The following is a 13,927-nucleotide window of genomic DNA, read 5'->3' as shown; positions in this document are numbered from 1 at the left end:
ATAACAACCGGATTTAACGAGATAATTTCGTTTCAATTATGTAATTTTATGAGAGTGAAAACCGCTCTTGAGGAATTTGAGGAGGGCAGGCGCGGATGGTGACGGACGGAAAAGTCCTTTTTTTGCTCATCATACTGCCATTTATTGGCTGCGCCCTTACAGGCCTTCTCAGATCGAATGACCGGCAGGTTGCTGTCTGGTTCGCGGGACTGACTGCGGTTGCCGCACTGCTGCTGACCATTGCGCTTTATCCTTATGTTACCGGCGGCAAAGTTCTGCACACGCAGATGGCATGGTTGCCTGCTTATGGTCTCAATGTCACTTTGCGGATGGATGGTCTTGCCTGGCTGTTTGCCATGCTGGTCACAGGCATCGGCCTGCTCGTGGTGATCTATGTGCGCTATTATATGTCATCGGAAGATCCGGTGCCGCGCTTTTTCTCATTCTTTCTTGCCTTTATGGGGGCGATGCTCGGCGTGGTGCTGTCGGGCAATATGATCCTGATGGTGGTGTTCTGGGAACTCACCAGTATTTTCTCCTTCCTGCTGATCGGTTACTGGTATCAGAATGTCAGTGCCCGTGACGGCGCGCGTATGGCACTGACTGTTACCGGTCTTGGCGGTTTCGGCCTGTTGCTCGGTGTGCTGCTGCTTGGTCATATTGTCGGCAGTTATGAGCTGGATGTTATTCTGGCATCGGGTAATCTGATTAAAAATCATCCGCTTTATACGGTGGCTCTGGTGCTGATCCTGCTTGGCACTTTCACCAAGAGTGCACAATTTCCGTTCCATTTCTGGCTGCCCAATGCGATGGCCGCGCCGACACCGGTTTCAGCCTATCTGCACTCCGCCACGATGGTTAAGCTCGGCGTGTTTCTGATGGTGCGGCTGTGGCCTGCACTGGCGGGCACAGAAGAATGGTTCTGGCTGCTGGGGCTTGCCGGTCTGACGACTTTGCTGCTGGGCGCATGGTTCGCGCTGTTCCAGCAGGATCTGAAAGGTCTGCTGGCCTATTCAACCATCAGCCATCTGGGACTGATTACAGCTTTGCTCAGCCTTGGCAGCCCGCTATCCGCTGTTGCCGCGATTTTCCATATGGTCAATCATGCGATCTTCAAAGCTTCGCTGTTTATGGCGGCGGGGATTATCGATCATGAAACCGGCACGCGCGACCTGCGAAAACTAAGCGGTTTGTTCCGCTTCATGCCGATTACGGCAACTTTGGCGATGGTTGCCAGTGCGGCGATGGCCGGTGTGCCACTGCTGAACGGCTTTATTTCCAAAGAGATGTTCTTTGCGGAAACGGTGGAGACACATTTGTCTTCATGGCTCGATACGGTCACACCTTATGTGGCAACGCTGGCAAGCGCTTTCAGTGTCGCTTATTCGATCCGCTTTATCTATTCGACTTTCTTCGGTCCCGCACCGGTTGACCTGCCGCATACACCGAAAGAACCGCCGCAATGGGTACGTTTCCCGATTGAGTTGCTGGTGCTGCTCTGCCTGCTGATCGGTATTGTGCCGACATTGATTGTCGGACCGTTCCTGCACACAGCTGTCGTGTCGGTTCTTGGCGGTGCCACACCGGAATACAGCCTTGCCATCTGGCACGGCTTTAATGTGCCGCTGCTGATGAGTGTGATTGCGCTGATCGGCGGAACCGTGATTTTCATGGTGATGAAAAACTATCTGGCAAAATGCGATGAAGGGCCGCCATTGCTGCGCCACCTTAATGGTCAGCGTATTTTTGAGCTGGTGCTGGTAACCGTGTCATGGAAATGGGCGCGTAGTATTGAAAGCCGGTTCGGCACACGTCGCTTGCAGCCGCAAATGCGGGTGCTGATGCTGATTGCGATTTTTGCCGGTGCCTGGCCTGTTTATCAGGCGGGACTATTTATGGGGCCATTGGTGCCGCTGCCGGTGGATCCGGTCTTTGCCATTGTCTGGCTGATCGGCGCACTTTGTGCGGTCGGTGCGGCCTATCAGGCTAAATATCACCGGTTGGCCTCGCTGATGCTGCTTGGTGGCGCAGGGCTTGTGACCTGTTTTACATTTGTGTGGCTCTCCGCGCCTGATCTCGCGGTCACGCAGTTGCTGGTGGAGATTGTCACCACGGTTCTGCTCCTGCTTGGTCTGCGCTGGCTGCCGAAACGCTGGCAGGAAGATGAAAATGCAAGCATTCCGCTGGTGCCGCGCTTACGCCGTTACCGCGATCTGATTATCGCACTGGCTGGCGGCGGCGGTATGGCGCTTGTGTCCTATGCGATGATGACCCGTTTCAGCCCTGCAACGCTTGCCGATTATTTCCTCGGCAATTCCTATACGGAAGCGGGCGGCAAGAATGTGGTCAATGTGTTGCTGGTGGATTTCCGCGGCTTTGATACGCTGGGAGAAATCACAGTGCTCGGTATTGTCGGTCTGACGGTTTATGCGCTGCTGCGTCGTTTCCGTCCGGCATCGGATACAATGGAATCCCCGCAACAGCAGAAAATCCAGAATGCTTTTGACGAGGCTGATCCGGAGCGTCATGCCGGTGCAACCCTGTCCGAATACCTCGCTGTGCCTTCTGTGATTATGCAATATTTGTTCGGCGTGATTATCGTTTTCGCCATGCATTTGCTGCTGCGCGGTCATGATCTGCCGGGGGGCGGTTTTGCGGCCGGTATTACGATGGCGATCGGGTTTATTCTGCAATATCTGGCCTTTGGTACCCGCTGGGTGGAAAGCCATTTGCGCATTCTGCCGGTCAAATGGATGGGTTTCGGGTTGCTGACCGCAGCGGCAACCGGTGCCGGTTCGTTCTTTGCCGGTTATCCGTTTCTCACCACCTATTTCGACTATGCGGAAGTACCGCTGATCGGCAAAATGCCGGTCGCATCCGCACTGCTGTTTGACATCGGCGTCTTTACACTTGTGGTCGGCGCGACCGTTCTGATGCTGATTGCTTTGGCACACCAGTCGATCCGTCATCGCCGCTCGGAAAAAACACAATCGGAACAGGCTGAACAGGCCGTACTCGTTAAGCAGGGAGAGGGACGCTAATGGAACTTATTCTCGCTCTCGGTATCGGTATTCTGACAGCTTCCGGCCTGTGGCTTTTGCAGCGTCCGCGTACTTTTCAGGTGATTATCGGCCTGTCGCTGATTTCCTATGCGGTTAATCTGTTTATTTTCAGTATGGCCAGTCTGCGCACAGATTCCGCGCCTATTCTCGGTGATCAGCCTGATCCCGCTCTTTATACCGATCCGTTGCCGCAGGCACTGGTGCTGACAGCGATTGTGATCGGCTTTGCCATGACAGCCCTGTTTTTGGTGGTCATGCTGGCTTCCCGCGGTCTGACCGGTACTGACCATGTTGACGGCAGGGAGAGCCAGTAATGCAGGATTGGCAGGAACATCTGATTATCGCGCCAATTCTGCTGCCGCTCATCACCGCAGCTTTGTTGCTGCTCTATGATGAGCGTCGCCGTGTGCTGAAAGCTGCAATCAGCATTGCAGCGACTTTTGTGCTGTTTGTTGTGGCGATCATGCTGGTCAATATGGCCAATACGCCGGATGACCGCGTGCTTCCTTATTTGCTGGGTAACTGGCCGGCACCCTATGCGATTGTGCTGGTGCTGGATCGCTTCTCGGCAATGATGGTGCTGCTGACCAGTATTCTCGGACTGGCGGCACTGTGTTTTGCGCTGGCACGCTGGCACAAGGCGGGTTCGCATTTCCATACGCTGTTCCAGCTTTTGCTGATGGGGCTGAACGGCGCATTCCTGACCGGCGATCTGTTCAACCTGTTTGTGTTTTTCGAGGTACTGCTGGCGGCATCTTACGGGCTGGTTCTGCATGGTTCCGGTGCCACCCGCGTTAAAGCGGGCTTGCACTATATTGCTGTCAATCTTGCGGCCTCATCGCTGTTTCTGATCGGCGTCAGCATGATCTATGGCGTGACCGGCACGCTGAATATGGCCGATCTGGCACAGCGTATTCCTAATGTACCGGCAGATGATCTGATGTTCCTGCAGGCTGGCGGTGCCATTCTCGGCACGGCATTTTTGGTGAAAGCCGGTGCATGGCCGCTGAATTTCTGGCTGCCGACAACCTATACGGCTGCGGCCGCACCGGTTGCGGCGTTGTTCGCGATCATGTCCAAGGTCGGGATTTATGTGCTGCTGCGCTTGTCTTTGCTGTTTTTCGGTGAACTGACACCACGGACAACAGGTTTCGGTGATGCGGGACTGTTTTATATCGGTCTGGCGACGATCACTTTCGGTCTGATCGGGGTGCTGGCATCGCAGGCGCTCGGGCGTATTGCCGGTTACAGCGTGCTGGTTTCTTCCGGTACATTGCTGGCGGCAATCGGTACGGGCAATGTGGCGGTAACCGGCAGCGCTCTGTTCTATATGATCAGCTCAACGCTGACGATTGCAGCTTTCTTTCTGCTGATTGAGCTGGTGGAGCGCGGTCAGGATGCGGCGGCCAACGTGCTGGCAGTGACGATTGAAGCCTATGGTGATGAGGAAGAAGAAGAGGAAGAGGAAGTCGGCACAGTTTTGCCTGCAACGCTTGCTATTCTCGGTGCCTGTTTTGCCGTCAGCGCTATTTTGCTGATCGGTCTGCCGCCATTTTCCGGTTTCGTGGCAAAAATCTCGCTGTTGTCGGCATTGTTCAATCCGGCAGGCATGGGCACTGATGCACCGATTTCCGCAGCAAGCTGGGCCTATGTCACACTGATTATTCTGTCCGGTGTCTCAGCATTGATTGCAATGTCACGCTCCGGTATCCGTACTTTCTGGGCGTCGATGGAAGGCAATGTGCCGCGCGTGCTGATTATTGAGCTGGTGCCGGTGGCGGGGCTGTTGTTTCTGTGTCTCGCTCTGACCATTCAGGCGGCACCGGTGATGCGCTATCTCGATGCGACCGCGCAGGCACTGCATCGTCCGCATAATTATATCGACCATGTTCTGGACGCAAAACGCTCGGCGGGATTTGAACCGGCCGCTGCCAGTACACCGGCTGCGAAGGGAGACGCACAATGAGAGCATTGTTTCCGCATCCCGTTTTGTCGCTGAGCTTCTGGATCATGTGGTTGCTGCTCAACGGCTTCACACCCGGCCATACGATTTTGGGTTTTTTCATTGCATTGGGCGCAGGTCTGGCTTTCACCTCGCTGGATCCGGAACCGGTGCGGGTTCGCTCGGTACGGGCAATTATCGAACTGTTTTTCCGCGTTGTCGCCGATATTTTCTGGTCAAATATTGCGGTCATCAAAATCATTCTTTTTGACCGGCCAGAGCGTCAGGCAGGATTTGTGACCATCAGCCTGCAATTGCGCGGGCGTTTGCCGTTGGGCATTCTGGCCTGTATTGTGACCTCAACGCCTGGTACGGCATGGGCAAATTTTAATCCCGTAACAGGTGTTTTGCTGATTCATATTCTCGATAAAGACGGAGAAGATGAGTTCCGCACCGTGATAAAACAGCATTATGAACGCCTGCTGATGGAGATTTTCACATGAGTACAGTGATTTTATCCTGGGCGCTGCTTTTGTCCCAGCTTTGTCTGGGGGCTGCTCTGCTGTGTGCAACATGGCGTCTGATTGCAGGGCCGCGTGCGCAGGACCGTATACTGGGTCTGGATACGCTTTATGCGACGATGATGATGTTGTTTATCACCTTTGGTATCCGTACCGGCACATCGATTTATTTTGAAGCTGCCTTGGTGATTGCGCTGCTGGGCTTTGTGTCCAGCGTGGCACTGGCAAAATTCCTGATGCGCGGCGAGGTGATCGAATGAACCATGCAACGCAACTGCCGCTCTGGGCAGCCATTCTGGTTTCGGTCTTTTTGCTGGGCGGATCACTGATTACGCTGATCGGTGCGATTGGTCTTTTGCGCTTTAAAAAGTTCTATGAACGGATTCATGCCCCGACACTCGGCACGACTTTTGGTGTCGGCGGCATTCTCATTGCATCAATTATTTTCTTTACAGTCTTGCAATCGCGACCGGTTTTGCATGAACTGTTAATTACCGCTTTTGTGTTTGTGACAACGCCGGTAACACTGATGCTATTGACGCGGGCAACCATGCATCGCGATAAAACGGATGACAGCCGGCAATTGCCGACCTCAAACGACCTTTATTAGCGATTTCTGGACGTGCCTCTTCTCTGATTTGTGTTGCGACTTATTGTCCAGACCTGCTTTGCGGGTTGCGGAGGAGCAACAATAATAATATCTGAAATTTCAGTAATTTCTGAAAGTTCAGAAAATACGGGAGCAACTGATTTGGAATTGTCGCCAATCGTACAATCATTTGTACTGCACTTCGGTGAAATGGGCAGCCGCTGGGGTATCAACCGCACGGTCGGGCAGATCTATGCCTTGCTCTATCTTTCTAAAGACCCGCTCTGTGCTGATCAGATCGTGGATGCCCTTGGCGTCTCACGGTCGAATGTTTCTATGGGTATCAGAGAGCTGCAAGGCTGGAACCTTGTTTTGCTGAAGCACATTCCGGGTGACCGTCGCGATTTTTACTCCACGCCGGGCGATGTCTGGCAGATTTTGCGCACATTGGCGGAAGAACGCAAAAAACGTGAAGTCGATCCGACTTTGAGTGTGTTGCGTGAAATTCTCATGGAAAAGCCAACGACAGAGAGTGATGCATTTGCCCAACAACGTATGGGCGATATGCATGGTCTGATTGAACGCCTGACCAACTGGTATGATGATGTGAAATCGCTCGAAACCGAACGACTGACCATGCTTCTGAGCATGGGGTCAAAGGTCACGCGTTTCCTTGAAGCCAAGGACAAAATCGTCTCGCTCGGCCGCAGCCGTGCGCAGAAAAAAGAAGGACAATCAGAGTGAAAGGAGGGACGGAGTGAGTGAAGCTTTATCCGGTTCGTCTGCCCCTTCGGAAATTCCGGCGGCAACGCCGGAACGATCCATGTCTGATGCAGCAACAGTTACCGGCAGCGACAAGGCTGCCGGAACTGTAAAGGCGTCTGCACAGCGCCGTAAAAAACGTGCACAACCAGCCAATTTACGCAAAGGCGGCTGGTTACAGGTTCTGGCGGCGCTGATCTGGCTGCCGCAGGCGGGCCTGATGGCCTATGCGATTAATGAACTGACCGTCAGCGGGACAGTCAGCAATCTTCTGATGATCGTTGCTGGTATTTTTCTGCTTGGCCTGCTGCGTACCATTTTGCAGGGCGCGGGCGAGCGGATTGCCTTTAAAACATCGCGCGCGGCACTGTCTGATCTGCGTGCAAAATCGGTGCAGGCGCTGGCTGAGCGCTCCCCGCTGGATCGCAACCGTGCGGCATCGGGTGAGGCGGCTAGCATTCTTGCCGAACAGGCCGAGATGGTAGCGACTTATTGGTCGCGTTACCAGCCGGTGCAGATGAAAGTCATGATCGTTCCGATTGTCTTTCTCATTGCTGTGCTGTGGTATTCATGGGCTGCGGCACTGGTCTTGCTGGTTGCGGCACCGCTTATTCCGGTTTTCATGGCGCTGATTGGTTATCGCGCCAAAGCGGCCAGTGAAGAACAGCTGGTGGAAATGGGGCAGATGAATGGTTTCCTGCTCGACCGTCTGCGCGGACTGGCAACAATCCGTACATTCCACGCTGTTGATCTGACCGCACAACGGCTGCGCCATAATGCGGAAACGCTGCGCCACAAAACCATGATCGTGCTGCGTATTGCTTTCCTGTCTTCAGCGGTTCTGGAGCTGTTTTCAGCGCTCGGCGTGGCGATGGTTGCGGTTTATATCGGCTTCCATCTTCTGGGTGAGTTGAATTTCGGCGCGTGGGGCGCAACGCTGACATTGGGGCAGGGGCTGTTTATTCTGCTACTGGCGCCGACATTTTTTGAACCGCTGCGCGAACTTTCTGCCGTCTGGCATGACCGCGCTGCCGGTGAAGCCGCAATTGATGCGCTGGAAAATATCAGTGCAGGCGGTATGAAACTCACTGCGGTTGTTGCGACTGCGATACCCGCTGAAACAGACAAAAACCATGCTGTCACGCTGCGCAATGTGGATTTCAGCTATGATGCAGATGATGAAACTGATCTGCTCTCCGGCTTTAGCTTACAGATTGCGCAAGGCGAGCATGTTGCTCTCTTAGGACCAAGCGGTAGCGGTAAATCAACACTGCTGGCGATGATGGCCGGTCTGATCGCGCCACGCAGAGGTGATGTTCTGATCCATGATACCGTGCTCGATCAGAGCAGTGCTGACATATTGCGTCAGCAATTCTCATGGATCGGCCAGAAGCCGCATATTTTCTCCGGTTCTGTGCGTTCCAATATTACGCTCGGCCGTGAAGGTTTTGCCCTGAGCGATGTGCAGACTGCACTGAAGACAGCAGCGCTGGATAATGTGGCTTCTGCCGCTGCAGCCAGTGATCTTGGTGAAAACGGCACTGGTCTTTCCGGTGGTGAAGGCCTGCGTCTGGCATTGGCAAGGGCAGCCCTGAAGTCCGGTGCGGATATTATCTTTGCCGACGAGCCGACTGCCCATCTCGACAGTGAAACCGCGCTCAAGGCAACTGAGGGTCTGCTGACCATGGCGCAAGGCAAGACATTGATTATTGCCACCCATGATGAAGAACTGGCGCGCAAAATGGGACGCATCATTCGCGTTGACAGGCTGAGCGGTGCGGAAAATCTGCATGTGCAGGAAGACAGCGGCAATGCTGCTGCATCTGTATGTTCTGCACGGAGGGCGGCGGAATGAAGAAACTTGCAGTTCTGAAACCTGTTCTCAAACTGTTTTTCTCGGAAAAGCGCGGCAAATTATGGGCAGGCATGTTGCTGGCTGCCATGACAGTTCTGTGCGGTATTCTGCTGCTTGGTCTGTCTGGCTGGTTTATCACCGCAACGGCAATTGCCGGTCTGGCAACGGCTACAGCTTTGGCTTTCGACGTATTTGCACCGGCTGCGGGTATTCGTTTGCTGGCTATTTTGCGCACTGCGTCGCGCTATGCGGAGCGACTGGTCACTCATGATGCAACGCTGGCTGTGCTGGCGACATTGCGTGAGAAATTGTTCCGCAGCTGGGCCGCACCGCAGGCCGCGAAAGAACTTTTACGTCGTCCGAGCCGCCTGCTGTTCCGCCTGACAGCGGATATTGATGCACTGGATGCGCTTTATCTGCGCGTGCTGGTGCCTGCCGGTGCGGCTGTTGTCACCATATTGGTGGTTGGTTTTGCTTTCTGGCTGATGGATAGCACTTTCTCGCTGGCAATGGTTGCTGTTTTGGTGCTTGCCGGTTTTGGCCTGCCGCTGATTGCAGCGCTCTGGGCGATGAAACCGATGCGCCGCCGTGCCAAAGCCGTTGAGGCTGTGCGTGCGCGCAGTATTGATCTGGTCTCCGGTCAGACCGATCTGCTGATGGCGGGACGTCTGCAAGCGCAAAGCGCAAGCATATGTGCGGCTGATAAAAGATTGTCCGATGCCGATGATCAGCTCAACCGGATTGAAATTTCGGTCGGTGCCGGTTTTGGTGTCGCTACGGCTTTGCTGCTCTGTGTTGCTTTGCTCGGTGGTGTCTGGCTTGCAGAGGCTGGCGCAATTTCACCTGCTGTTGCTGCTTTTGCATTGCTGATGGCACTGGGGGCGATGGAGCCGTTTGCAGCATTACGCCGCGGTGCCATGGAGCTTGGCCGCACATTGATGGCTGCCCGCCGCGTTGGCGACCGTTATGAAACACAGCCGCATTTCTATGTGCCTGTACAACCGGCCGATCCTCATGAGGCTGTTTATCTGGAACAGATCAATATGCGCTATGAGGACAAGATGCCTCTGGTGCTGCAGAATATCAGCCTGAATGTACGCAAAGGTGAAAAACTGGCGATTGTCGGCACGAGCGGCACAGGTAAATCGACGCTCATGGCTTTGCTGGCCGGTGAAGTAACTGTGGATTCCGGCATAATCCGTCATGAGGCAGCAACGCTGCTGACGCAGAAAACCCAGCTGTTTCAGGATAGCCTTGCGGAAAATCTGCGCCTTGCTCAGCCGAAGGCAACAGAGGATGATCTGATGCAGGTGTTGGAAATGGCCGGCCTGTCAGAAACGGTAGGTGACATGCCGCAGCAGTTGGAAACAATGCTCGGCGAGGGCGGCCTTGGCTTGTCCGGCGGTCAGGCACGCCGTCTCGCACTGGCGCGTCTGTTTCTGCACAATACCCCGCTCTGGCTGCTGGATGAACCGACGGAAGGGCTGGATAAAGCCACTGCGCAGGACATTCTGCAGCGACTGGCACAGGCCACAAGTCAGAATGGTGGCCACGGCAGAACTATGATTATTGCGACGCATCTGCGCCGTGAAGCTGAGATTGCCGACCGTATTGTCGTGATGAGCAATGGTCGCATGACGGCAGAAGCACTGAAAGGAACGCAGGCATTTTCAGATATTCTGAAGACACTGCGTCAGGTTTAACACGAATACCTGTCCGGAACCGGACGCGTTAATAGCCATGTCTTTGAAAAGGAAGCCCCGCTTTATGAAGCATGATCTTTTACACATAATCAGAGGGATGATCTGACAAAAACGGATCACATTATCTGATTTTGAAAGCGGTTTTCTCCCAAGCACCGCTTTCATCCCCACACTGTGAGAACCCTGTAACCGGCCGGTATTACCAGCCGGAACGGATATGCATTTCCTGATGCTATAAATTAGTATAATCTAGAATTGATCTATTTTAAGCGTATCCCGAAAAGTGCGAAGCGGTTTTCGGACAAGATACGAATAAAAGCAAATAGATAGAGCATATCCGCCCTGCAGGTTTCTCACAGACATTTCCGGCAACAATGCCGGTCATACGGACTGTTTGATATACGCGCATTTTGACCGGAATGCCCCCTATTTTCCGGAGAGACGCGTAAAAGCTTTGTTTTCAAGCATAGTTTGCCGGATACCGAATAGTTTCCGGCGCTAAGCTACAACAGGAGCGCCGCGCCCCCGCGGCGGATGATGATGGAACTGGATATTGTTTCACTATCCCGTCTGCAATTTGCAGTCACCGCCATGTACCACTTTTTGTTTGTTCCATTGACGCTCGGCCTGTCTATTCTGCTGGCGATCATGGAAACGGTCTATGTGATGACCGGCCGCCTGATCTGGCGGCAAATGACAAAATTCTGGGGTACATTGTTTGGTATTAACTTTGTAACCGGTGTCGCCACCGGTGTGGTGATGGAATTCCAGTTCGGTATGAACTGGAGTTATTACAGCCATTATGTCGGTGATATTTTCGGTGCGCCGCTGGCGCTCGAAGGGCTGATGGCTTTCTTTCTGGAAGCGACCTTTATCGGCCTGTTTTTCTTCGGCTGGGATCGCCTGTCCAAAATCGGCCATTTGACCGTGACCTATCTGATGGCGATCGGCTCCAATATTTCCGCATTGTGGATTTTGGTGGCCAATGGCTGGATGCAAAATCCGGTCGGATCGCGCTTTAACCCTGAAACCATGCGTATGGAAATCACGGACTTCTTTGCCGTTGTTTTCAATCCTGTTGCGCAGGCCAAGGTCGTGCACACGGTTTCTGCCGGTTATGTCACAGCTTCCATTTTCATTCTCGGTGTTTCGGCATGGTATATGATCAAAGGCCGTCATCTGGAACTGGCCAAACGCTCGATGACTGTGGCGGCTTCTTTCGGTCTGGCCGGTGCTTTGTCGGTTGTGGTACTGGGGGATGAAAGCGGCTATCTGACATCCGATCATCAGAGCATGAAAATGGCTGCGATTGAGGCCATGTGGGATACAGAACCGGCTCCGGCATCTTTCACGCTGATTGGTGTGCCGGATCAGGAAAATCGCGTGACCCATTATGCCATTCACATTCCCTATGTGATGGGGCTGATCGGTACGCGCTCCCTGACCATTGAAATTCCGGGTATTAACCAGCTGGTTTTGCAGGCTCAGGATCGTATCCGTGACGGTATCAAAGCCTATGATGCCTTGCAGACAATCAAAGCGACGCCACGGGGCGAGCAGGCACCGGCAGAAGCTAAACAGGCTTTTGAACAATATGGTGAGCGTCTGGGTTATGGTCTGCTGCTGAAGAAATATGTTGATGACCCGCGCACTGCTACGGATGAGCAGATTGTGGCAGCCGCCAATGATACTGTTCCGGGTGTGCTGCCGCTGTTCATTGCCTTCCGTGTTATGGTGGGCTTGAGCTTTTATTTCCTGTTGCTGACCGGTACTTTCTTTTTCCTGTCTGCACGCAGAAAACTGGACAAACACCGCTGGCTGCTCTGGGTTGCGGTCTTCTCTATTCCTCTGCCTTGGCTGGCTGCAGAAATGGGCTGGCTGGTTGCGGAATTCGGCCGTCAGCCATGGAGTATTGAAGGAGTTCTGCCGACAGCCGTGGCGGTCTCCAATCTCAGCCCCACTACCGTGCTGATCTCACTGAGCGGATTTATCCTGATCTATACAGTTCTGTTCATTATTGAGATGGGCGTGATGATCCGTGCGATCCGCAACGGGCCGCAGCCGGATCATGCTCCGGTTTCCGCACCCTTTGAGAAACCTGTTCCCAGTAAACCGGTACAAATCGGGGAGGCAAAATAATGGTTTTGTCCGAACTTCTTGATTATTCAACCTTACGTCTGATCTGGTGGGTATTGCTGGGTGTGCTGCTCATCGGCTTTGCGGCGATGGATGGTTTTGACCTTGGTATTGAAACCATGCTGCCTTTTGTTGCCCGCACCGATCTGGAGCGCAGACTGGTGCTGGAAACCATTGAACCGGTCTGGGAAGGCAATCAGGTCTGGCTCATTCTGGCCGGCGGTGCGATTTTTGCCGCATGGCCGCAGCTTTATGCGGTGTCTTTCTCCGGCTTCTATCTGGCGATGTTCATCATTTTGTTCGCACTGATTCTGCGGCCGGTCGGTTTCAAATACCGCAACAAGCGTGAAAGCTCGCTGTGGCGCAACAATTGGGACCGGGCATTGTTCATCGGTGGTTTTGTGCCGTCACTGATTTTTGGTGTGGCTGTCGGCAATGTGTTGCTCGGCGTGCCGTTCCGTATCAATGACGATATGATGATCTTCTATGAAGGTTCATTCTTTGCCTTGCTCAACCCGTTTGCGCTGCTGGCAGGTCTGATGTCAGTCATCATGCTGGCCATGCATGGTTGTGTGTGGCTCTGTGTCAAAACCACAGGCATTGTGGCTGAGCGTGCTAAAAAATACGGCACGCTTCTCGCATTGCTGACAGTGGTCTTTTATGTCGCCGCAGGGCTGTATCTCTGGAAATCCGGTCTGGGTTACCGCATTACCAGTGAGATTGATCCGAACGGCCCGTCGAACCCGCTGTTTAAAACCGCAGTGGTTGAGCAAGGCGCATGGCTTGCCAATTATTTGCGCTATCCGGCTCTGTGGGCTGTGCCTGCACTTGGCCTGCTGTCGCCTTTCGCAGTGATCCTCTTTTTGTGGGCACGGCGTCCGCTCGTGGCATTGCTGTTCGGTAAATTGTCGATCTTCGGTGTGATTACATCGGTGGGTGTGGCAATGTTCCCGTTCATCCTGCCATCCTCGCTGAATCCGAGTGCCAGCCTGACGGTTTGGGACAGCTCATCCAGCCATCTGACCCTGTTCATCATGCTGATCAGTACCGGCATTATGCTGCCGATTATCATGCTCTATACGAGCTGGGTCTATTATGTCCTGCGCGGAAAAGTGACGGAAAGCGATCTGGAAGAGGGGCATTACTGATGCCCGTTTCCGTCATCATTTCTGTCTCTTATATAATATGAGGTTTTAAATGTGGTATTTCGCCTGGGTTTTAGGACTACCCCTCGCAGCGGCTTTCGCAGTGCTCAACGCCATGTGGTATGAGCTGGTGGATGATGCTGCCAAGCGCAAAGAACATAGCCACACAGGCTCTGAACATTAAATAAAAAAGCCGGTCTGAGAAAACTCAG

Annotated in this window: 12 protein-coding genes; all 12 read left to right on the top strand. The window is 53.6% G+C overall.

Annotated elements, in window-relative coordinates:
• Window positions 1-95: 95 nt before the first annotated feature.
• The 12 genes from KHQ09_RS00730 (at window position 96) to cydX (ending at window position 13,899) form a co-directional block, all read left to right on the top strand.
• Entirely contained in the window at window positions 96-3,041 is a 2,946-nt protein-coding gene (locus KHQ09_RS00730; RefSeq protein WP_213600330.1) for a monovalent cation/H+ antiporter subunit A, read from the top strand.
• Window positions 3,041-3,376, top strand: coding sequence for a Na+/H+ antiporter subunit C (locus KHQ09_RS00725; RefSeq protein ID WP_022709181.1), 336 nt, complete (start codon window positions 3,041-3,043; stop codon window positions 3,374-3,376). The genes KHQ09_RS00730 and KHQ09_RS00725 overlap by 1 nt, the downstream gene beginning before the upstream one ends.
• A complete protein-coding gene (locus KHQ09_RS00720; protein WP_022709182.1) occupies window positions 3,376-5,028 on the top strand; it encodes a monovalent cation/H+ antiporter subunit D in 1,653 nt (550 codons plus the stop codon). The genes KHQ09_RS00725 and KHQ09_RS00720 overlap by 1 nt, the downstream gene beginning before the upstream one ends.
• Window positions 5,025-5,507 carry a Na+/H+ antiporter subunit E gene (locus KHQ09_RS00715; protein ID WP_022709183.1) on the top strand — a complete coding sequence of 161 codons (483 nt, stop codon included), beginning with the start codon at window positions 5,025-5,027 and terminating at the stop codon, window positions 5,505-5,507. The genes KHQ09_RS00720 and KHQ09_RS00715 overlap by 4 nt, the downstream gene beginning before the upstream one ends.
• Entirely contained in the window at window positions 5,504-5,785 is a 282-nt protein-coding gene (locus KHQ09_RS00710; protein WP_022709184.1) for a K+/H+ antiporter subunit F, read from the top strand. Before KHQ09_RS00715 ends, KHQ09_RS00710 begins: the two co-directional genes overlap by 4 nt.
• Window positions 5,782-6,135 carry a monovalent cation/H(+) antiporter subunit G gene (gene mnhG, locus KHQ09_RS00705; protein ID WP_028233201.1) on the top strand — a complete coding sequence of 118 codons (354 nt, stop codon included), beginning with the start codon at window positions 5,782-5,784 and terminating at the stop codon, window positions 6,133-6,135. Before KHQ09_RS00710 ends, mnhG begins: the two co-directional genes overlap by 4 nt.
• 141 nt (window positions 6,136-6,276) lie before the next feature.
• Window positions 6,277-6,858, top strand: coding sequence for a GbsR/MarR family transcriptional regulator (locus KHQ09_RS00700; RefSeq protein WP_213600329.1), 582 nt, complete (start codon window positions 6,277-6,279; stop codon window positions 6,856-6,858).
• A gap of 79 nt (window positions 6,859-6,937) precedes the next feature.
• Window positions 6,938-8,731: a thiol reductant ABC exporter subunit CydD gene (gene cydD / locus KHQ09_RS00695; RefSeq protein ID WP_213600375.1), complete on the top strand. Its 1,794-nt coding sequence runs from the start codon at window positions 6,938-6,940 to the stop codon at window positions 8,729-8,731.
• Entirely contained in the window at window positions 8,728-10,434 is a 1,707-nt protein-coding gene (cydC, locus tag KHQ09_RS00690) for a thiol reductant ABC exporter subunit CydC (protein ID WP_213600328.1), read from the top strand. Before cydD ends, cydC begins: the two co-directional genes overlap by 4 nt.
• Window positions 10,435-10,974: 540 nt before the next feature.
• On the top strand, window positions 10,975-12,573 hold the full coding sequence (locus tag KHQ09_RS00685; protein WP_213600327.1) for a cytochrome ubiquinol oxidase subunit I: 1,599 nt from the start codon (window positions 10,975-10,977) through the stop codon (window positions 12,571-12,573).
• Window positions 12,573-13,718, top strand: coding sequence for a cytochrome d ubiquinol oxidase subunit II (cydB, locus tag KHQ09_RS00680; RefSeq protein WP_116088342.1), 1,146 nt, complete (start codon window positions 12,573-12,575; stop codon window positions 13,716-13,718). The genes KHQ09_RS00685 and cydB overlap by 1 nt, the downstream gene beginning before the upstream one ends.
• 49 nt (window positions 13,719-13,767) lie before the next feature.
• Window positions 13,768-13,899, top strand: a complete 132-nt coding sequence (cydX, locus tag KHQ09_RS00675; RefSeq protein WP_116088341.1) for a cytochrome bd-I oxidase subunit CydX — start codon at window positions 13,768-13,770, stop codon at window positions 13,897-13,899.
• The last annotated feature ends 28 nt before the right edge of the window (window positions 13,900-13,927 follow it).

The sequence above is a fragment of the Pseudochrobactrum algeriensis genome, from assembly GCF_018436245.1.
In the GTDB taxonomy this organism is placed as follows: Bacteria; Pseudomonadota; Alphaproteobacteria; order Rhizobiales; family Rhizobiaceae; genus Pseudochrobactrum; species Pseudochrobactrum saccharolyticum.
Note: the sequence above shows the minus strand (reverse complement) of the source record. Positions and strands in the feature narration are given on the sequence as shown.